The organism is Pseudomonas sp. Irchel 3H3, assembly GCF_900187635.1.
Lineage (GTDB): Bacteria > Pseudomonadota > Gammaproteobacteria > Pseudomonadales > Pseudomonadaceae > Aquipseudomonas.
Genome location: NZ_FYEC01000004.1, coordinates 12,206 through 31,806 on the forward strand (window position 1 = coordinate 12,206; position 19,601 = coordinate 31,806).

At 55.0% G+C, this 19,601-nt stretch carries 28 protein-coding genes; all 28 read left to right on the plus strand.

What is annotated here, in order from left to right; translation table 11 throughout:
* Positions 1 to 14 precede the first annotated feature (14 nt).
* A complete protein-coding gene (gene rpoC, locus CKW24_RS06195; protein ID WP_095166164.1) occupies positions 15 to 4,214 on the plus strand; it encodes a DNA-directed RNA polymerase subunit beta' in 4,200 nt (1,399 codons plus the stop codon).
* Between the two features lie 216 nt (positions 4,215 to 4,430).
* Entirely contained in the window at positions 4,431 to 4,802 is a 372-nt protein-coding gene (gene rpsL / locus CKW24_RS06200; protein WP_002555494.1) for a 30S ribosomal protein S12, read from the plus strand.
* Positions 4,803 to 4,921: 119 nt separating this feature from the next.
* Positions 4,922 to 5,392: a 30S ribosomal protein S7 gene (gene rpsG / locus CKW24_RS06205; RefSeq protein WP_002555493.1), complete on the plus strand. Its 471-nt coding sequence runs from the start codon at positions 4,922 to 4,924 to the stop codon at positions 5,390 to 5,392.
* A gap of 30 nt (positions 5,393 to 5,422) precedes the next feature.
* Positions 5,423 to 7,528, plus strand: coding sequence for an elongation factor G (gene fusA, locus CKW24_RS06210; RefSeq protein ID WP_095166166.1), 2,106 nt, complete (start codon positions 5,423 to 5,425; stop codon positions 7,526 to 7,528).
* Between the two features lie 30 nt (positions 7,529 to 7,558).
* Complete coding sequence (gene tuf, locus CKW24_RS06215) at positions 7,559 to 8,752, plus strand: elongation factor Tu (RefSeq protein WP_008145495.1); 1,194 nt, start codon at positions 7,559 to 7,561, stop codon at positions 8,750 to 8,752.
* A 144-nt stretch (positions 8,753 to 8,896) separates the two neighbouring features.
* Positions 8,897 to 9,208 carry a 30S ribosomal protein S10 gene (gene rpsJ, locus CKW24_RS06220; RefSeq protein WP_003186070.1) on the plus strand — a complete coding sequence of 104 codons (312 nt, stop codon included), beginning with the start codon at positions 8,897 to 8,899 and terminating at the stop codon, positions 9,206 to 9,208.
* A gap of 80 nt (positions 9,209 to 9,288) precedes the next feature.
* Complete coding sequence (gene rplC / locus CKW24_RS06225; protein WP_003186059.1) at positions 9,289 to 9,924, plus strand: 50S ribosomal protein L3; 636 nt, start codon at positions 9,289 to 9,291, stop codon at positions 9,922 to 9,924.
* A gap of 12 nt (positions 9,925 to 9,936) precedes the next feature.
* The gene (gene rplD / locus CKW24_RS06230; RefSeq protein ID WP_003228735.1) at positions 9,937 to 10,539 is read left to right on the plus strand and encodes a 50S ribosomal protein L4; all 603 of its coding nucleotides are present in this window, start codon (positions 9,937 to 9,939) and stop codon (positions 10,537 to 10,539) included.
* Positions 10,536 to 10,835 (plus strand): 50S ribosomal protein L23, encoded by a 300-nt coding sequence (rplW, locus tag CKW24_RS06235; protein WP_002555488.1) that lies wholly within the window; start codon positions 10,536 to 10,538, stop codon positions 10,833 to 10,835. Before rplD ends, rplW begins: the two co-directional genes overlap by 4 nt.
* 14 nt (positions 10,836 to 10,849) lie before the next feature.
* Complete coding sequence (rplB, locus tag CKW24_RS06240) at positions 10,850 to 11,674, plus strand: 50S ribosomal protein L2 (protein WP_003228734.1); 825 nt, start codon at positions 10,850 to 10,852, stop codon at positions 11,672 to 11,674.
* Positions 11,675 to 11,690: 16 nt separating this feature from the next.
* The gene (gene rpsS, locus CKW24_RS06245; protein WP_002555486.1) at positions 11,691 to 11,966 is read left to right on the plus strand and encodes a 30S ribosomal protein S19; all 276 of its coding nucleotides are present in this window, start codon (positions 11,691 to 11,693) and stop codon (positions 11,964 to 11,966) included.
* Between the two features lie 11 nt (positions 11,967 to 11,977).
* Positions 11,978 to 12,310 carry a 50S ribosomal protein L22 gene (rplV, locus tag CKW24_RS06250; RefSeq protein WP_003103908.1) on the plus strand — a complete coding sequence of 111 codons (333 nt, stop codon included), beginning with the start codon at positions 11,978 to 11,980 and terminating at the stop codon, positions 12,308 to 12,310.
* Between the two features lie 13 nt (positions 12,311 to 12,323).
* Complete coding sequence (gene rpsC, locus CKW24_RS06255; RefSeq protein ID WP_003176422.1) at positions 12,324 to 13,010, plus strand: 30S ribosomal protein S3; 687 nt, start codon at positions 12,324 to 12,326, stop codon at positions 13,008 to 13,010.
* 12 nt (positions 13,011 to 13,022) lie between these two features.
* Positions 13,023 to 13,436, plus strand: coding sequence for a 50S ribosomal protein L16 (gene rplP / locus CKW24_RS06260; protein WP_027898303.1), 414 nt, complete (start codon positions 13,023 to 13,025; stop codon positions 13,434 to 13,436).
* Positions 13,436 to 13,627 carry a 50S ribosomal protein L29 gene (rpmC, locus tag CKW24_RS06265; protein ID WP_002555481.1) on the plus strand — a complete coding sequence of 64 codons (192 nt, stop codon included), beginning with the start codon at positions 13,436 to 13,438 and terminating at the stop codon, positions 13,625 to 13,627. The genes rplP and rpmC overlap by 1 nt, the downstream gene beginning before the upstream one ends.
* Before the next feature lie 2 nt (positions 13,628 to 13,629).
* The gene (gene rpsQ, locus CKW24_RS06270; protein ID WP_003176419.1) at positions 13,630 to 13,896 is read left to right on the plus strand and encodes a 30S ribosomal protein S17; all 267 of its coding nucleotides are present in this window, start codon (positions 13,630 to 13,632) and stop codon (positions 13,894 to 13,896) included.
* A 23-nt stretch (positions 13,897 to 13,919) separates the two neighbouring features.
* Positions 13,920 to 14,288, plus strand: a complete 369-nt coding sequence (rplN, locus tag CKW24_RS06275; RefSeq protein WP_002555479.1) for a 50S ribosomal protein L14 — start codon at positions 13,920 to 13,922, stop codon at positions 14,286 to 14,288.
* Positions 14,289 to 14,299: 11 nt separating this feature from the next.
* On the plus strand, positions 14,300 to 14,614 hold the full coding sequence (rplX, locus tag CKW24_RS06280; RefSeq protein ID WP_003176416.1) for a 50S ribosomal protein L24: 315 nt from the start codon (positions 14,300 to 14,302) through the stop codon (positions 14,612 to 14,614).
* Between the two features lie 22 nt (positions 14,615 to 14,636).
* A complete protein-coding gene (rplE, locus tag CKW24_RS06285; protein ID WP_003210069.1) occupies positions 14,637 to 15,176 on the plus strand; it encodes a 50S ribosomal protein L5 in 540 nt (179 codons plus the stop codon).
* A gap of 13 nt (positions 15,177 to 15,189) precedes the next feature.
* Positions 15,190 to 15,495, plus strand: coding sequence for a 30S ribosomal protein S14 (gene rpsN / locus CKW24_RS06290; RefSeq protein ID WP_007918460.1), 306 nt, complete (start codon positions 15,190 to 15,192; stop codon positions 15,493 to 15,495).
* Between the two features lie 209 nt (positions 15,496 to 15,704).
* Positions 15,705 to 16,097, plus strand: a complete 393-nt coding sequence (rpsH, locus tag CKW24_RS06295) for a 30S ribosomal protein S8 (RefSeq protein ID WP_003186040.1) — start codon at positions 15,705 to 15,707, stop codon at positions 16,095 to 16,097.
* A gap of 12 nt (positions 16,098 to 16,109) precedes the next feature.
* The gene (gene rplF / locus CKW24_RS06300) at positions 16,110 to 16,643 is read left to right on the plus strand and encodes a 50S ribosomal protein L6 (protein WP_003176412.1); all 534 of its coding nucleotides are present in this window, start codon (positions 16,110 to 16,112) and stop codon (positions 16,641 to 16,643) included.
* A 10-nt stretch (positions 16,644 to 16,653) separates the two neighbouring features.
* Positions 16,654 to 17,004: a 50S ribosomal protein L18 gene (gene rplR / locus CKW24_RS06305; RefSeq protein ID WP_003186037.1), complete on the plus strand. Its 351-nt coding sequence runs from the start codon at positions 16,654 to 16,656 to the stop codon at positions 17,002 to 17,004.
* 3 nt (positions 17,005 to 17,007) lie between these two features.
* Positions 17,008 to 17,508 (plus strand): 30S ribosomal protein S5, encoded by a 501-nt coding sequence (rpsE, locus tag CKW24_RS06310; protein WP_003186035.1) that lies wholly within the window; start codon positions 17,008 to 17,010, stop codon positions 17,506 to 17,508.
* A 2-nt stretch (positions 17,509 to 17,510) separates the two neighbouring features.
* Positions 17,511 to 17,687, plus strand: coding sequence for a 50S ribosomal protein L30 (gene rpmD / locus CKW24_RS06315; RefSeq protein ID WP_003186033.1), 177 nt, complete (start codon positions 17,511 to 17,513; stop codon positions 17,685 to 17,687).
* Positions 17,688 to 17,690: 3 nt separating this feature from the next.
* Positions 17,691 to 18,128 carry a 50S ribosomal protein L15 gene (rplO, locus tag CKW24_RS06320; protein ID WP_003228720.1) on the plus strand — a complete coding sequence of 146 codons (438 nt, stop codon included), beginning with the start codon at positions 17,691 to 17,693 and terminating at the stop codon, positions 18,126 to 18,128.
* Entirely contained in the window at positions 18,129 to 19,457 is a 1,329-nt protein-coding gene (gene secY / locus CKW24_RS06325) for a preprotein translocase subunit SecY (RefSeq protein ID WP_095166168.1), read from the plus strand. It abuts the gene before it with no gap.
* Positions 19,458 to 19,481: 24 nt separating this feature from the next.
* On the plus strand, positions 19,482 to 19,598 hold the full coding sequence (gene rpmJ, locus CKW24_RS06330; protein ID WP_002555468.1) for a 50S ribosomal protein L36: 117 nt from the start codon (positions 19,482 to 19,484) through the stop codon (positions 19,596 to 19,598).
* Positions 19,599 to 19,601: the final 3 nt, after the last annotated feature.

Genomic DNA, 19,601 nt, shown 5'->3' on the forward strand with positions numbered 1-19,601 from the left:
CAGGAGGAAAGGCCTTGAAAGACCTACTGAATTTGCTGAAAAACCAGGGTCAAGTCGAAGAGTTCGACGCCATCCGTATCGGATTGGCATCGCCTGAGATGATCCGTTCGTGGTCGTTCGGTGAAGTTAAAAAGCCGGAAACCATCAACTACCGTACGTTCAAACCTGAGCGTGACGGCCTGTTCTGCGCCAAGATCTTTGGCCCGGTAAAGGATTACGAGTGCCTGTGCGGTAAGTACAAGCGCTTGAAGCACCGTGGTGTGATCTGCGAGAAGTGCGGCGTTGAAGTTGCACTGGCAAAAGTTCGTCGTGAGCGCATGGCGCACATCGAACTGGCCTCGCCAGTTGCCCACATCTGGTTCCTGAAATCGCTGCCGTCGCGTATCGGCTTGCTGATGGACATGACCCTGCGTGATATCGAACGCGTTCTCTACTTCGAGAGCTACGTCGTTATCGATCCAGGCATGACCACCCTTGAAAAAGGTCAGCTGCTCAACGACGAGCAGTACTTCGAAGCGCTGGAAGAGTTCGGCGACGACTTTGATGCCCGCATGGGTGCCGAAGCTGTCCGCGAACTGCTGCACGCTATCGACCTGGAGCACGAGATTGGCCGCCTGCGTGAAGAAATTCCGCAAACCAACTCGGAAACCAAGATCAAGAAGCTGTCCAAGCGTCTGAAGTTGATGGAAGCCTTCCAGGGTTCCGGCAACCTTCCAGAATGGATGGTGCTGACCGTTCTGCCGGTTCTGCCGCCAGACCTGCGTCCACTGGTCCCGCTGGATGGCGGTCGCTTCGCGACTTCCGACCTCAACGATCTGTATCGTCGAGTGATCAACCGTAACAACCGTTTGAAGCGCCTGCTTGATCTGTCCGCTCCGGACATCATCGTGCGCAACGAAAAGCGTATGTTGCAGGAAGCTGTCGATGCACTGCTCGACAACGGTCGTCGTGGCCGCGCTATCACCGGTTCCAACAAGCGTCCTCTGAAATCCCTGGCTGACATGATCAAGGGTAAGCAAGGTCGTTTCCGTCAGAACTTGCTCGGTAAGCGTGTTGACTACTCCGGTCGTTCGGTAATTACCGTAGGCCCGACCCTGCGTCTGCACCAGTGCGGTCTGCCGAAGAAAATGGCTCTCGAGCTGTTCAAGCCGTTCATTTTCGGCAAGCTGGAAATGCGTGGTCTTGCGACCACCATCAAAGCGGCCAAGAAAATGGTCGAGCGCGAGCTGCCAGAGGTTTGGGACGTTCTCGCTGAAGTGATCCGTGAACACCCGGTTCTCCTCAACCGTGCACCGACCCTTCACCGTCTGGGTATCCAGGCGTTTGAACCGGTACTGATCGAAGGTAAGGCTATCCAGCTGCACCCTCTGGTCTGTGCTGCGTACAACGCCGACTTCGACGGCGACCAAATGGCCGTGCACGTACCGCTGACACTGGAAGCCCAGTTGGAAGCGCGTGCGTTGATGATGTCGACCAACAACATCCTGTCGCCAGCCAACGGTGAGCCAATCATCGTTCCGTCGCAGGACGTTGTATTGGGTCTGTACTACATGACGCGTGAAGCGATCAACGCCAAGGGCGAAGGTCGTGTGTTCGCGGATCTGCAAGAAGTTGACCGTGTGTTCCGTGCCGGCGAAGCCGCACTGCACGCCAAGGTCAAAGTGCGCATCCACGAAACCGTCAACGACCGTGATGGCGGCAGCGTGAGCAACGTTCGTATCGTCGACACCACTGTCGGCCGTGCCTTGTTGTACCAGGTTGTGCCGAAAGGTCTGTCGTACGATGTCGTCAACCTGCCGATGAAGAAAAAGGCGATCTCCAAGCTGATCAACCAGTGCTACCGCGTGGTTGGTTTGAAAGAGACCGTGATCTTCGCTGACCAGCTGATGTACACCGGTTTTGCCTATTCGACCATTTCCGGCGTTTCCATCGGCGTTAACGACTTCGTTATCCCGGATGAAAAAGCCCGCATCATCAGTGCAGCCACCGATGAAGTGAAAGAGATCGAAAGTCAGTACGCCTCCGGCCTGGTAACCCAGGGCGAGAAGTACAACAAAGTGATCGACCTTTGGTCCAAGGCGAACGACGAAGTTTCCAAGGCGATGATGGCCAACCTCTCGAAAGAGAAAGTCATCGACCGTCATGGCGTCGAAGTCGAGCAAGAGTCCTTCAACTCGATGTACATGATGGCCGACTCGGGCGCACGGGGTTCTGCTGCGCAGATCCGTCAGCTCGCCGGTATGCGTGGTCTGATGGCCAAGCCGGACGGTTCCATCATTGAAACGCCGATCACTGCGAACTTCCGTGAAGGTTTGAGCGTACTCCAGTACTTCATCTCCACTCACGGTGCTCGTAAAGGTCTGGCGGATACCGCGTTGAAAACCGCTAACTCCGGTTACCTGACTCGTCGTCTGGTAGACGTGGCACAAGATCTGGTTGTAACCGAGATCGACTGCGGCACCGAGCACGGCCTGCTGATGACTCCGCACATTGAAGGCGGTGACGTTGTAGAGCCGCTGGGTGAGCGCGTATTGGGTCGTGTTATTGCCCGTGACGTGTTCAAGCCAGGTACCGAGGACGTCATCGTTCCTGCTGGCACCCTGGTTGACGAGAAGTGGGTCGAGTTCATCGAGCTGAACAGTATCGACGAAGTGATCGTGCGTTCGCCGATCAGCTGCGAAACCCGCTACGGCATCTGCGCCAAGTGCTACGGCCGTGATCTGGCTCGTGGTCACCAGGTGAACATCGGTGAAGCGGTCGGCGTAATCGCTGCCCAGTCCATCGGTGAGCCGGGTACCCAGCTGACCATGCGTACGTTCCACATCGGTGGTGCGGCAAGCCGGACCTCCGCAGCCGACAGCGTTCAGGTGAAGAATGGCGGTACCGTCCGTCTGCATAACCTGAAGCACGTTGAGCGAGTGGATGGTTGCCTGGTTGCTGTGTCCCGTTCCGGTGAGCTGGCGATCGCTGATGACTACGGTCGTGAGCGTGAGCGCTACAAGCTGCCGTACGGTGCTGTGATTTCGGTTAAAGAGGGTGACAAGGTCGACGCTGGCGCAATCGTGGCCAAGTGGGATCCGCACACTCACCCAATCGTTACCGAAATGAAAGGTACCGTGACCTACGTGGGCATGGAAGAAGGCATCACGATCAAGCGTCAGACTGACGAATTGACCGGTATGACCAACATTGAAGTACTCGACGCCAAAGATCGTCCAGCTGCCGGTAAAGACATCCGTCCAGCCGTGAAGATGGTCGACGACAACGGCAAGGATCTGTTGCTGCCAGGCACTGACGTAATTGCTCAGTACTTCCTGCCAGCAAACGCCCTGGTCGGCGTAGCGGATGGTGCGAAAATCGCGATCGGTGATGTTATCGCGCGTATTCCGCAAGAGACTTCGAAGACCCGTGACATCACCGGTGGTCTGCCGCGTGTTGCCGACTTGTTTGAAGCTCGTCGTCCGAAAGAAGCCTCGATTCTGGCGGAAGTCAGCGGCACCATCGCGTTCGGTAAAGAGACCAAAGGCAAGCGCCGTCTGGTTATCACTCCGAACGACGGTACCGATCCGTACGAAGAGCTGATTCCGAAGTGGCGTCACCTGAACGTCTTCGAAGGCGAACAGGTAAACCGCGGCGAAGTTATCTCCGACGGCCCGAGCGATCCACACGACATCCTGCGTCTGCTGGGTGTAAGTGCGCTGGCCAAGTACATCGTCAACGAGATCCAGGACGTTTACCGTCTGCAAGGCGTGAAGATCAACGATAAGCACATCGAGACCATCCTGCGTCAGATGCTGCGTAAAGTTGAAATCGCTGAATCCGGCGATTCCACTTTCATCAAGGGCGACCAGATGGAATTGACTCACGTCCTGGTCGAGAACGAGCGTTTGGCTGGCGACGACAAGTTCGTCTCCAAGTTCACTCGCGTTCTGCTGGGTATCACCAAGGCGTCGTTGTCCACCGAATCGTTCATCTCGGCGGCCTCTTTCCAAGAGACCACTCGTGTACTGACCGAAGCGGCGGTAACCGGCAAGCGCGACTACCTGCGCGGCCTGAAAGAAAACGTGGTCGTGGGTCGTCTGATCCCGGCTGGTACCGGTCTGGCTTATCACAGCGAGCGCAAGCGTCGCCGTGATGCTGACAAACCGTTGCGCGTAAGCGCCAGTGAAGTGGAAGCTGCACTGACCGAAGCGCTGAACTCGAGCGGTAACTGAGTTCTGCGATAAATGAGCGTAAGGCCCTGACCGCTCCGTTCGTCGAATCCTGACAATTTGTCGAGGTTCGATGGGTGGGGAGGTTGGGGCCTTGCCTTGACTGGGGGCAAGATCCTCTTTAGACTCTTGTACCCCTAAATTTGGCGGGAATTCGTTCCTGCCATTTTGCTTTTCTTGCAAGACAATAGCGTCGCAAGACAACAGTGGAGCTAGTAGATGGCAACTATCAACCAGCTGGTACGTCAGCCGCGTAAGCGTATCGTCGAGAAATCCGACGTGCCTGCGCTGCAGAACTGCCCGCAACGTCGTGGCGTATGCACCCGTGTGTATACCACCACGCCGAAAAAACCTAACTCGGCACTGCGTAAAGTATGCCGTGTGCGTCTGACCAACGGTTTCGAGGTTTCCTCGTACATCGGCGGTGAAGGCCACAACCTGCAAGAGCACAGCGTGGTACTGATCCGCGGCGGTCGTGTAAAAGACTTGCCAGGTGTTCGTTACCACACCGTACGCGGCTCCTTGGATACTTCCGGCGTTAAAGGTCGTAACCAGGGTCGTTCGAAGTACGGTACCAAGAAGCCTAAGTAGTAGCGGCTTTTTGTAAAAACTGAATCATCTTATTTTCTGAGTCGATAAGAGTAAGGTCGGAGGCGTCCCGCAAGGGCACCGATTCCGAGCGAACCTGAAGACCGTTTGAGGGCTTATCCATGCCAAGAAGACGCGTAGCAGCCAAGCGCGAAGTGCTTGACGATCCAAAATACGGAAGCCAAATCCTGGCCAAGTTCATGAACCACGTGATGGAAAGCGGCAAGAAAGCCGTTGCCGAGCGTATCGTTTATGGCGCGCTGGAAAAGGTTAAAGAACGCAAGAACAGCGATCCCCTGGAAATCTTCGAGAAAGCTCTCGACGCCATCGCTCCGCTGGTCGAAGTGAAGTCGCGCCGTGTAGGCGGTGCTACTTACCAGGTTCCGGTCGAAGTTCGCCCGTCCCGTCGTAACGCCCTGGCAATGCGCTGGTTGGTAGACTTCGCCCGTAAGCGCGGCGAGAAGTCTATGGCTCTGCGTTTGGCCGGCGAACTGTTGGACGCTGCTGAAGGTAAAGGTGCTGCTGTTAAGAAGCGTGAAGACGTGCACCGTATGGCCGAAGCTAACAAAGCTTTCTCGCACTACCGCTTCTAATTTTAGCTTCACTAATTTTGCGAGGGCTTTATGGCTCGTACTACTCCGATTAGTCGCTACCGTAACATCGGTATCGTCGCTCACGTGGATGCTGGTAAAACCACCACCACCGAGCGCGTCCTTTTTTACACTGGCAAAAGTCACAAGATGGGCGAGGTGCATGACGGCGCCGCGACCACAGACTGGATGGTGCAGGAGCAGGAGCGTGGTATTACCATTACTTCTGCTGCGATCACCGCCTTCTGGAAAGGTTCTGCCAAGCAGTACAAAGACGAGCATCGCTTCAACGTAATCGATACCCCGGGCCACGTAGACTTCACAATTGAAGTTGAACGTTCCCTGCGCGTACTCGACGGCGCTGTCGTTGTGTTCTGCGGTACTTCGGGTGTTGAGCCACAGTCGGAAACCGTATGGCGTCAAGCCAACAAATACGGCGTTCCACGTCTTGTTTACGTCAACAAGATGGACCGTGCTGGTGCGAACTTCCTGCGCGTGATCGCTCAGATCAAGCAGCGTCTGGGTCACACTCCGGTGCCAATCCAGTTGGCCATTGGTTCGGAAGACAACTTCCAGGGGCAGATCGATCTGCTCAACATGGAAGCCGTCTACTGGAACGATGCTGACAAAGGCATGACTCCACGTCGTGAAGCTATCCCTGCTGAACTGCAGGAACTGGCTGACGAATGGCGCAACAACATGGTTGAGGCTGCTGCCGAAGCCAACGAAGAGCTGATGAACAAGTACCTCGAAGGTGAAGAACTCACCAACGAGGAAATCAAGGCCGCTCTGCGTCAGCGTACTATCGCTGGTGAGATCGTCTTGGCTGTTTGCGGTTCTTCCTTCAAGAACAAGGGTGTTCCCCTGGTTCTCGACGCCGTTATCGACTACCTGCCTGCACCTACCGATATTCCTGCCATCAAGGGTACTGACCCGGATGACGAGACTATCGAGCTGGAGCGTCATGCAGACGATGCGGAGCCGTTCTCGGCTCTGGCGTTCAAGATCGCTACCGACCCATTCGTGGGTACTTTGACCTTCGTCCGCGTTTACTCGGGCGTGTTGAGCTCCGGCGACGGCGTGATCAACTCGGTTAAAGGCAAGAAAGAGCGCGTGGGTCGTATGGTGCAAATGCACGCAAACGCCCGTGAAGAGATCAAGGAAGTACGCGCTGGTGACATCGCGGCCCTGATCGGCATGAAGGACGTCACCACTGGTGAAACCCTCTGCAACGCTGACAAGCCAATCATCCTGGTTCGCATGGACTTCCCGGAGCCGGTTATTTCGGTTGCCGTAGAGCCTAAGACCAAGGATGACCAGGAAAAAATGGGTATCGCTCTGGGCAAACTTGCTCAGGAAGATCCATCTTTCCGCGTTAAAACCGATGAAGAGACTGGTCAAACGATCATCTCCGGCATGGGCGAGCTGCACTTGGACATCCTGGTTGACCGGATGCGCCGTGAGTTCAACGTCGAAGCCAACATCGGCAAGCCTCAGGTTTCCTATCGTGAGCGCATCACGAAGAACTGCGAAATCGAAGGCAAGTTCGTTCGTCAGTCCGGCGGTCGTGGCCAGTTCGGTCACTGCTGGATTCGTTTTGCTCCTGCTGACGAAGGTCAGGAAGGTCTGCAATTCCTGAACGAAGTAGTGGGTGGTGTGGTTCCTAAGGAATACATCCCGGCTATCCAGAAGGGTATCGAAGAGCAGATGAAGAACGGCGTTGTTGCCGGCTATCCGCTGATCGGCCTGAAGGCTACCGTGTTCGATGGTTCTTACCACGACGTCGACTCCAACGAGATGGCGTTCAAGGTGGCTGCTTCCATGGCGACCAAGCAACTGGCCCAGAAGGGCGGTGGTGAGTTGCTCGAGCCGATCATGGCAGTAGAAGTTGTTACGCCTGAAGACTACATGGGTGACGTGATGGGCGACCTTAACCGTCGTCGCGGCATGATCCTGGGTATGGAAGACACGGTTTCCGGCAAGGTAATTCGTGCTGAAGTGCCGTTGGGTGAAATGTTCGGTTATGCAACCGACGTTCGTTCCATGTCCCAAGGTCGCGCAAGCTACTCCATGGAATTCAAAAAATACAATCCAGCTCCGACGCACATCGTCGAAACTGTAACCAAAAAACAAGGCTGATTCAGCCCTTTAGGCAAGGAGTTAATTGTCGTGGCTAAAGAAAAATTTGACCGTACCCTCCCGCACGTCAACGTTGGCACCATCGGTCACGTCGACCACGGTAAAACCACGCTGACCGCTGCTCTGACTCGCGTCTGCTCCGAAGTTTTCGGTTCGGCTGTTGTTGCTTTCGATAAAATCGACAGCGCTCCAGAAGAAAAGGCTCGTGGTATCACCATCAACACCGCGCACGTTGAATACAACTCGCTGATCCGTCACTACGCTCACGTCGACTGCCCAGGTCACGCTGACTACGTGAAGAACATGATCACCGGTGCTGCTCAGATGGACGGCGCTATCCTGGTTTGCTCGGCCGCTGATGGTCCGATGCCACAAACCCGTGAGCACATCCTGCTGTCCCGTCAGGTTGGCGTTCCGTACATCGTTGTCTTCCTGAACAAGGCTGACATGGTAGACGACGCTGAGCTGCTGGAACTGGTTGAGATGGAAGTGCGCGATCTGCTGAGCACTTACGACTTCCCAGGTGACGACACTCCGATCATCATCGGTTCGGCTCTGATGGCTCTGAACGGCCAAGATGACAACGAAATGGGCACCACTGCCGTTCGTAAACTGGTTGAGACTCTGGACAGCTACATTCCAGATCCAGTCCGTGTTATCGACAAGCCGTTCCTGATGCCAATCGAAGACGTATTCTCGATCTCGGGTCGCGGTACTGTTGTAACTGGTCGTATCGAGCGCGGTATCGTCAAGGTTCAGGATCCACTGGAAATCGTTGGTCTGCGTGACACTACCGTCACCACCTGCACCGGTGTTGAAATGTTCCGTAAGCTGCTCGACGAAGGTCGTGCTGGCGAGAACTGCGGCGTGCTGCTGCGCGGCACCAAGCGTGACGACGTTGAGCGTGGCCAGGTTCTGGTCAAGCCAGGTTCGGTTAAGCCACACACTACCTTCGAAGCTGAAGTGTACGTGTTGAGCAAAGAAGAAGGCGGTCGTCACACTCCGTTCTTCAAAGGCTACCGTCCACAGTTCTACTTCCGGACCACTGACGTGACCGGTAACTGCGAACTGCCGGAAGGCGTTGAAATGGTAATGCCAGGCGACAACATCAAAATGGTTGTCACCCTGATCAAAACCATCGCAATGGAAGATGGTCTGCGTTTCGCTATCCGTGAAGGCGGTCGTACCGTCGGCGCTGGCGTCGTAGCCAAAATCATCGCTTAAGTAAGTGATGACTTGAAAAAAGCCCCCGCTCAGCGGGGGCTTTTTTTATTGAGTTGACACTGTGATAGCCCGTCTATAGAATTGCGCCTCCTTTTAACGGGCGTATTGCGCTCGCTGGGAATAGCAGCCGGAGTCTGAAATCCAATGCAAAATCAGCAAATCCGTATCAGGTTGAAGGCTTTTGACCATCGCCTGATCGACCAATCCACCCAGGAAATCGTGGAAACCGCGAAACGTACTGGTGCTCAAGTGCGTGGTCCAATTCCACTGCCTACCCGTAAAGAGCGGTTCACCGTTCTGGTCTCCCCGCACGTCAACAAAGACGCGCGTGACCAGTACGAGATCCGTACTCATAAGCGCGTTCTGGACATCGTCCAGCCAACGGATAAAACCGTTGATGCACTTATGAAGCTTGATCTTGCGGCCGGTGTGGAAGTGCAGATCAGCCTCGGCTAAGACTCGGTCTTAGTCGTGTAACGCTCTGAAATGGGCGGCCATAGCGGGTGAAAGCCCCGTACACTCATGAGGTTTACAACATGACTATTGGTGTAGTCGGTCGTAAATGCGGTATGACCCGTATTTTCACCGAAGAAGGTGTCTCCATTCCGGTCACGGTCATTGAGATCGAGCCGAATCGCGTCACCCAGTTCAAAACTGAAGAAACCGATGGCTATCGTGCAGTGCAAGTCACTGTCGGCGAGCGTCGTGCTTCGCGTGTTACAGCTGCTCAAGCTGGCCACTTCGCTAAAGCGAACGTTGCCGCTGGTCGTACCGTAATGGAATTCCGCCTTGAAGAAGGCGAGTACCAGGCCGGCGATCTGATCAACGCTGAAATCTTCGCCGCTGGTCAACTGGTTGATGTAACCGGTCAGTCCAAGGGTAAAGGCTTCCAGGGTACGATCAAGCGTTGGAACTTCCGCGGGCAAGATAATACCCACGGTAACTCCGTGTCCCACCGCGTTCCAGGCTCTATCGGCCAGTGCCAGACTCCTGGTCGTGTATTCAAGGGCAAAAAAATGTCCGGTCATATGGGCGCTGAGCGCGTGACCGTGCAGTCCCTCGAAGTAGTGCGCGTGGACGCTGAACGCAATCTGTTGTTGGTCAAGGGCGCTGTTCCTGGCGCTACTGGCGGCAACTTGGTTGTACGTCCAGCAGCCAAGGCTCGCGGTTAAGGGGAAGCTGACATGCAATTAAATGTAAATGACGCTCAAGCGATCGAAGTTTCCGAACTGACATTTGGCGGCGAGTTCAACGAGACGCTGGTTCACCAAGCAGTCGTGGCCTACATGGCCGGCGGCCGTCAAGGTAGCAAGCAGCAAAAGACCCGTTCCGACGTTCGTGGTGGCGGTAAGCGCCCATGGCGTCAGAAAGGTACTGGCCGTGCTCGTGCCGGTACTATCCGTAGCCCAATCTGGCGCGGCGGCGGTACCACTTTCGCAGCTCGTCCACAGGATCACTCCCAGAAGCTGAACAAGAAGATGTATCGCGCAGCAATGCGTTCCATCCTTGCTGAGCTGGTGCGTACTGATCGTCTGGTCGTGGTTCAGGATTTCGCCGTTGAAACGCCGAAAACCAAAGACCTGCTGGGCAAACTGAACAACATGAGCCTGACCGACGTTCTGATCGTGTCCGACGCTGTTGATCAGAACCTGTACCTGGCTGCTCGTAACCTGCCACACGTTGATGTACGTGACGTGCAAGGTTCCGATCCAGTTAGTCTGATCGCATACGACAAGGTGTTGATCACCGTGTCGGCCGTGAAGAAATTCGAGGAGCTGCTGGGATGAACCAGGAACGCGTATTTAAAGTTCTGCTTGGCCCGCACGTTTCCGAGAAGGCTACGGTTCTGGCAGACAAGAAAGGCCAGTTCGTTTTCAAGGTTGCTACTGATGCAACCAAGCTGGAAATCAAGAAGGCCGTCGAAAGCCTGTTCAGCGTGAAAGTAGAGCGTGTTACTACCCTGAATGTTCTGGGTAAGAGCAAGCGCACTGCTCGCGGTCTGGGCAAGCGTAATGACTGGAAGAAGGCAGTTATCTCCCTTCAGCCAGGCCAAGATCTCGATTTCAGCAGCAGTGCTGAGTAAGGAAGGGGTGCATCATGGCAATCGTTAAATGCAAACCGACTTCCCCTGGCCGCCGTTTTGTGGTCAAGGTGGTCAACCAGGAGCTGCATAAAGGCGCTCCTCACGCACCGCTGCTCGAGAAAAAATCGAAGACTGGTGGTCGTAACAACAATGGCCGTATTACTACCCGTCATATCGGTGGTGGTCATAAGCAGCATTACCGTATGGTCGATTTCCGTCGCAACGACAAAGATGGCATCGTCGCCACTGTCGAGCGTATCGAATACGATCCAAACCGTACTGCTCACATCGCACTGCTGTGCTACGCAGACGGCGAGCGCCGCTACATCATCGCCCCTAAAGGCGTGAGTGCTGGCGACCAGCTGATCGCAGGCGCACTGGCTCCAATCAAGCCAGGCAACGCTCTGCAACTGCGCAACATTCCAGTCGGTTCCACCGTACACGGCATCGAACTGAAGCCGGGTAAAGGCGCTCAGATCGCTCGTTCCGCTGGTGCTTCGGCTCAGCTGATCGCTCGTGAAGGCGTATACGTGACCCTGCGTCTGCGTTCCGGTGAAATGCGTAAAGTCCTGGCTGAATGCCGTGCGACCCTGGGCGAAGTCTCGAACTCCGAGCACAGCCTGCGTTCGCTGGGTAAAGCTGGTGCCAAACGCTGGCGTGGCGTTCGCCCAACCGTTCGTGGTGTTGCCATGAACCCGGTTGACCACCCACATGGTGGTGGTGAAGGTCGTACCTCTGGTGGTCGTCATCCGGTATCGCCATGGGGCTTCCCGACTAAGGGCGCGAAGACTCGTGGTAATAAGCGTACCGACAAAATGATCGTCCGTCGTCGCAAGTAAATAGAGGGATACGACAGTGCCACGTTCTCTGAAAAAAGGTCCTTTTATCGATCTTCACCTACTGAAGAAGATCGAAGTGGCGGCGGAAAAGAATGATCGCAAACCGGTGAAAACCTGGTCGCGTCGTTCGATGATCCTGCCACAAATGGTCGGTCTGACCATCGCAGTACACAACGGTCGTCAACACGTCCCAGTTCTCGTTAACGAAGACATGGTCGGCCACAAACTGGGCGAGTTCGCCGGTACCCGCACTTATCGTGGGCACGTGGCAGACAAGAAAGCCAAGCGTTAAGGGGTTAGGAAATGGAAGTAGCCGCTAAGTTGTCGGGCGCTCGAATCTCCGCCCAGAAAGCCCGCTTGGTCGCCGACCAGATCCGCGGGAAGAAGGTGGGCGAAGCGCTCAACCTGTTGGCTTTCAGCAGTAAGAAAGCCGCCGAGATCATGAAGAAAGTGCTGGAGTCGGCCGTAGCCAACGCCGAGCATAACGAAGGCGCAGACGTTGATGACCTGAAGGTCAGCACCGTTTTCGTCAACGAAGGGCGTTCGCTGAAGCGCATCATGCCACGTGCCAAAGGCCGTGCTGATCGCATCGTCAAGCGGTCTTGCCATATCACTGTCAAGGTTGCTGACAAGTAACGGAGTCGAAGAGATGGGTCAGAAAGTACATCCCATTGGCATTCGCCTGGGAATCGTCAAGGAGCACACCTCCGTCTGGTACGCAGACGGTCGGACTTATGCGGACTACTTGTTCGCTGATCTGAAGGTGCGTGAGTATCTCCAAGACAAACTAAAAAGCGCGTCCGTAAGCCGTATCGATATCCATCGTCCGGCCCAAACTGCACGTATCACCATCCACACCGCTCGCCCAGGTATCGTTATCGGGAAGAAAGGTGAAGATGTTGAGAAACTGCGCCAGGACCTGACCAAGCAAATGGGTGTGCCTGTGCACATCAATATCGAAGAGATCCGCAAGCCGGAACTCGACGGTATGCTGGTTGCGCAGAGCGTAGCTCAGCAGCTGGAGCGTCGCGTAATGTTCCGTCGCGCTATGAAGCGCGCTGTTCAGAACGCCATGCGCATTGGTGCCAAAGGCATCAAAATCCAAGTGAGCGGTCGTCTCGGCGGTGCTGAAATCGCACGTACTGAATGGTATCGCGAAGGTCGTGTGCCACTGCACACCCTGCGTGCCGACATCGACTATGCCAACTACGAAGCTCACACCACCTACGGTGTGATCGGTGTAAAGGTTTGGATCTTCAAAGGCGAAGTAATTGGTGGTCGCCAAGAAGAGCTGAAACCACAAGCACCAGCGCCTCGTAAAAAAGCTGCTAAGTAAGGGGTACGCCAAATGTTGCAACCAAAGCGTACGAAGTTCCGCAAGCAAATGACTGGCCACAACCGTGGTCTGGCATTGCGCGGTAGCAAAGTCAGCTTCGGCGAGTATGCGCTGAAGTCTGTAGCTCGTGGTCGTCTCACCGCTCGTCAGATCGAGTCAGCGCGTCGTGCTCTGACCCGTCACGTAAAACGTGGCGGCAAGATCTGGATCCGTGTGTTCCCGGACAAGCCTGTAACCAAAAAGCCACTCGAAGTTCGGATGGGTAAAGGTAAGGGTAACGTGGAATACTGGGTTGCCCAGATTCAGCCAGGCAAAGTCCTGTATGAAATCGAGGGTGTTTCTGAAGAGTTGGCGCGTGAGGCGTTCGCCCTGGCTGCTGCAAAGCTGCCACTCGCCACCTCCTTTGTTAAGCGGACGGTGATGTGATGAAAGCGAATGAACTTCGTGAAAAATCAGCACAGCAGCTGAACGAGCAACTGCTCGGCCTGCTGCGCGACCAGTTCAATCTGCGTATGCAGAAAGCAACTGGCCAGTTGGGGCAGTCTCATCTGCTCTCGCAAGTTAAACGTGACATCGCTCGCGTGAAGACTGTGCTCAACCAGCAGGCAGGTAAGTAATCATGGCTGAAGCCGAAAAAACTGTCCGTACGCTGACTGGCCGTGTTGTCAGCGACAAGATGGACAAGACCATCACCGTTCTGATCGAGCGCCGCGTTAAGCACCCGATCTACGGTAAATACGTTAAGCGTTCGACTAAGCTGCACGCGCACGACGAAACCAATCAGTGCCACATCGGCGACAAAGTCACTATTCGTGAAACTCGTCCGCTGGCCAAGACCAAGTCTTGGGCACTGGTTGATGTTCTCGAACGCGCTGTGGAAGTCTAAGGACTAGGGGTCGGAGAAATTATATGATTCAGACTCAATCCATGCTCGATGTGGCCGATAACAGCGGCGCACGCCGCGTTATGTGCATCAAGGTGCTGGGTGGCTCCCATCGTCGTTACGCTGGTATCGGTGACATCATCAAAGTTACCGTGAAGGAAGCAATTCCTCGCGGTAAAGTGAAAAAAGGCCAAGTGATGACTGCTGTTGTAGTCCGCACTCGCCACGGTGTTCGCCGTGCTGATGGCTCCATTATCCGCTTTGATGGCAACGCTGCTGTTCTGTTGAACAACAAGCAAGAGCCGATCGGCACCCGTATCTTTGGGCCAGTGACCCGTGAACTTCGTACTGAGAAGTTCATGAAGATCGTCTCGCTCGCCCCAGAAGTGCTGTAAGGAGATCCGACATGCAAAAGATTCGTCGTGACGACGAGATCATCGTGATCGCCGGCAAAGACAAAGGTAAGCGCGGTAAGGTGCTTAAGGTTCTCGCTAACAACCGTCTGGTTATTGGTGGTCTGAACCTGGTCAAGCGTCATACCAAGCCAAACCCGATGTCGGGCGTGCAGGGCGGTATCGTCGAAAAAGAAGCTCCACTGGACGCTTCTAACGTCGCCATTTTCAACGGCGAAACCAACAAGGCTGACCGCGTTGGTTTCAAAGTAGAAGACGGCAAGAAAATTCGTGTCTTCAAGTCGACCCAAAAAGCGGTTGATGCTTGAACACTGCTAGGTAGATGAGACCATGGCACGACTAAAAGAGATTTACCGGAAGGAAATTGCTCCGAAACTTAAGGAAGAACTTAAGCTTTCGAACGTGATGGAAGTTCCGCGCGTTACCAAAATCACCCTGAACATGGGTCTGGGCGAAGCGATCGGCGACAAAAAAGTCATCGAGCACGCTGTTGCTGACCTGGAAAAGATCACCGGTCAAAAAGTCGTTGTGACTTACGCTCGGAAATCCATCGCTGGCTTTAAAGTCCGTGAAGGTTGGCCGATCGGCGTCAAAGTGACTCTGCGCCGTGAGCGTATGTACGAGTTCCTGGATCGTCTGCTGTCGATCTCCCTGCCTCGGGTTCGCGACTTCCGCGGCCTGAATGCCAAGTCCTTCGATGGTCGTGGTAACTACAGCATGGGCGTGAAAGAGCAGATCATTTTCCCGGAAATCGATTACGACAAGATCGACGCTCTCCGCGGTCTGGACATTACCCTGACCACCACTGCCAAGAACGATGATGAAGGCCGCGCTCTGCTGCGTGCTTTCAAATTCCCGTTCCGCAACTGATTGGAGTAGGAAAATGGCCAAGAAGAGCATGAAAAACCGTGAGCTGAAGCGTCAGCTCACCGTTGCCAAGTACGCCACCAAGCGTGCAGCGCTGAAAGCTATCATCGTTGATCTGAACGCAAGTCCAGAAGCGCGTTGGGAAGCTACAGTAGCTCTGCAGAAGCAGCCACGTGACGCAAGCGCTGCGCGCATGCGTAACCGCTGCCGCCTGACTGGTCGTCCGCACGGCGTTTACCGCAAGTTCGGCCTTGGCCGTAACAAGCTGCGTGAAGCTGCAATGCGTGGTGACGTACCAGGTCTGGTTAAAGCCAGCTGGTAAGTGCTGTCAAAGTCTCGATGGTCGGGATCGCATGATCCCGACCATCGGTGGCCTTGAATCTGAATCAAGCCCCTTTTGGGGCTTGTTTCATTTCCGGAGTGTGTCTAGAATATCCGGCTCGCCTGAGCCCGTGTTTTTTATGCTCGGAGATTCTCGGCGACACGTAGTAGCCGCAAGGCTAATTTTTCTGTATTAGGAGCGTCTAGCCCATGAGTATGCAGGACCCGTTAGCGGACATGCTAACTCGAATCCGTAATGCCCAGATGGCTGAAAAGTCCGTCGTAAGCATGCCGTCTTCCACGTTGAAGGTGGCTGTAGCTAAAGTCCTGAAGGACGAAGGTTACATCGCGGGTTATCAGATCAGCAGCGAAATCAAACCACTGCTGTCTATCGAGCTGAAATATTTCGAAGGCCGTCCGGTCATCGAAGAAGTGAAGCGCGTTAGCCGTCCAGGCCTGCGTCAGTACAAGTCCGTCGATGATCTGCCAAAAGTTCGTGGCGGTCTCGGTGTGTCTATCGTCTCCACCAACAAGGGTGTGATGACGGATCGTGCTGCGCGCGCTGCCGGTGTCGGCGGCGAAGTTCTTTGCACTGTGTTCTAAGGGGGGATAAGCATGTCTCGCGTCGCTAAGAACCCCGTTAAGCTGCCAGCCGGTGTCGAAGTAAAATTCGCAGGCCAACAGCTTTCGGTGAAGGGTGCCAAGGGTACTCTTGAACTGAACATCCATTCGTCCGTTGAGATCGTTGAAGAAGCCGGTGAGCTGCGTTTTGCTGCTCGCAATGGCGATCAACAGACTCGCGCAATGGCTGGTACCACTCGTGCGTTGGTAAACAACATGGTCCAAGGCGTAAGCCAAGGCTTCGAGCGCAAGCTCCAGCTGGTCGGTGTTGGTTACAAAGCGCAAGCAAAAGGCACAGTGCTGAACCTGGCTCTCGGCTTCTCGCACCCAGTGGATTACGAACTGCCGGAAGGCATCACCGCTGAGACTCCTAGCCAGACCGATATCCTGATCAAGGGCATCGACAAGCAGCTGGTAGGTCAAGTGGCCGCCGAGATCCGCGACTTCCGTCCACCAGAGCCGTACAAAGGCAAAGGTGTGCGCTACGCGGACGAAGTCGTCCGTCGTAAAGAAGCCAAGAAGAAGTAGGGCATAGCAAATGACCGACAAAAAAGTTACTCGACTGCGTCGCGCTCGCAAAGCACGCCTGAAAATGCACGAACTAGAAGTCGTGCGTCTCTGCGTGTTCCGCTCTTCGCAGCACATCTACGCCCAGGTCATTTCGGCCGACGGCAACAAAGTTCTGGCATCTGCCTCGACTTTGGACAAAGAACTGCGTGATGGTGCCACTGGCAACATTGACGCGGCCACAAAGGTTGGCCAGCTGGTCGCTACGCGTGCTAAGGCCGCTGGTGTCTCGCAAGTGGCTTTCGACCGCTCTGGCTTCAAGTACCACGGCCGCGTTAAAGCGCTGGCTGATGCTGCTCGTGAAGCTGGGCTGGAGTTCTAAGTTATGTCAAATAACGACCAAAAGCGCGACGAAGGCTACATCGAGAAGCTGGTTCAAGTTAACCGCGTAGCCAAAACCGTTAAAGGCGGCCGTATCTTCACCTTCACCGCGTTGACCGTGGTTGGTGATGGTAAGGGCCGTGTTGGCTTCGGCCGTGGCAAGTCGCGTGAAGTGCCTGCTGCAATCCAGAAGGCAATGGAAGCTGCTCGTCGCAACATGATCCAAGTGGACCTGAACGGCACCACTCTGCAGTACGCAATGAAATCCGCCCATGGCGCTTCCAAGGTGTACATGCAGCCTGCTTCTGAAGGTACCGGTATCATCGCTGGCGGCGCTATGCGTGCTGTCCTCGAGGTTGCTGGCGTTCAGAACGTTCTGGCCAAGTGCTACGGCTCGACTAACCCGGTAAACGTGGTTCACGCCACTTTCAAAGGTTTGAAAGCTATGCAATCTCCTGAATCCATTGCCGCCAAGCGTGGCAAAAGCGTCAAGGAGATCTTCTGATCATGGCTACCGTTAAAGTAACGCTGATCAAAAGCATGACCGGCCGCATCCCTAACCACAAACTGTGCGTTAAGGGTCTGGGTCTGCGTCGCATCGGTCACACTGTAGAAGTACTGGATACTCCCGAGAATCGCGGGATGATCAACAAGGCTTACTACATGCTGCGTGTCGAGGGTTAATCGATGAAACTCAATGATCTGAGTCCAGCGCCGGGTTCCCGTCGCGAAAAGCATCGTCCGGGCCGTGGTATCGGTAGCGGTTTGGGTAAGACTGGTGGCCGTGGCCACAAAGGTCAAACCTCCCGCTCCGGTGGCACCATTGCTCCAGGCTTTGAAGGCGGTCAACAGCCGCTGCATCGTCGCCTGCCTAAGTTCGGTTTCGTTTCCCTGAAAGCCATGGACCGCGCAGAAGTGCGTCTGTCCGAGCTGGCTAAAGTGGAAGGCGACATCGTCACTGTGCAGTCCCTGAAAGATGCCAACGTGATCAACGTCAACGTACAGCGTGTGAAAATCATGCTGTCCGGTGAAGTGACTCGCGCTGTCACTATCGGCAAGGGAATCGGCGCCACCAAAGGTGCGCGTGCGGCTATCGAAGCAGCTGGCGGCAAGTTCGAGGAATAAATGGCTAAGCAAGGTGCTCTCTCTGCGCTCGGCAAAGGCGGTATGTCTGAACTCTGGGCTCGTCTGCGTTTTCTGTTCCTGGCGATTATCGTCTACCGAATAGGCGCACACATCCCGGTTCCAGGTATCAACCCGGACCGACTCGCGGACCTGTTTCGACAGAATGAGGGGACCATTCTTAGCTTGTTCAACATGTTTTCCGGCGGCGCGCTGGAGCGGATGAGCATCTTTGCACTGGGGATCATGCCGTACATCTCGGCATCGATCATCATGCAACTGATGACAGCCGTCAGCCCGCAGTTGGAGCAGTTGAAGAAGGAAGGTGAAGCTGGGCGTCGCAAGATCGCTCAGTACACCCGCTACGGCACTGTCGTCCTCGCTCTCGTCCAGGCAATTGGCATGTCCATTGGTCTGGCGGGGCAGGGCGTTGCGTTCACTGGTGACTTTGGCTTCCATTTCGTTGCGGTAACCACTTTTGTGGCGGGCGCAATGTTCATGATGTGGCTGGGTGAGCAGATTACTGAGCGTGGTGTTGGCAACGGTATCTCGATGTTGATATTCGCAGGTATCGTCGCCGGTCTTCCGAGAGCGATCGGGCAGTCTTTCGAGTCTGCGCGTCAGGGTGATATCAACATTTTTGCCCTGGTTGCCATCGGTTTGCTGGCAGTAGCGATTATCGGTTTTGTGGTGTTCATTGAGCGTGGCCAGCGTCGTATTGCTGTTCACTACGCCAAGCGTCAGCAGGGCCGTAAGGTTTTTGCTGCGCAGACCAGCCACCTGCCGCTGAAGGTGAACATGGCCGGTGTTATTCCGGCTATTTTCGCGAGCAGCATCTTGCTGTTCCCGGCTTCGTTGGGTACCTGGTTTGGTCAGTCTGAAGGTCTGGGCTGGCTGCAGGACATCTCGCAGTCGATCGCTCCTGGTCAGCCGTTGAATATTCTGCTGTTTAGTGCAGGGATTATTTTCTTCTGCTTCTTCTATACGGCGTTGATGTTCAATCCGAAAGACGTAGCGGAAAACCTGAAGAAGTCCGGTGCCTTTATTCCGGGCATCCGTCCAGGTGAGCAGTCTGCGCGCTACATTGATGGCGTTCTGACTCGTTTGACCCTGTTCGGTGCTCTCTATATGACGGCCGTGTGTCTGTTGCCCCAGTTCCTGGTGGTTGCGGCAAACGTTCCGTTCTACCTTGGCGGGACCTCGTTGCTGATCGTCGTCGTGGTTGTGATGGACTTCATGTCCCAAGTACAATCGCACCTCGTTTCGCACCAGTACGAATCCCTGATGAAGAAAGCCAACCTGAAGGGTTACGGCAGCGGCATGCTGCGCTGACCCATAAGGTTCGAGGAGTTGGTGATGAAAGTTCGTGCATCGGTGAAAAAGCTGTGCCGTAACTGCAAGATTATTCGCCGCGAAGGTGTTGTTCGAGTAATTTGCAGCGCGGAACCGCGTCACAAACAGCGCCAAGGCTGAGTG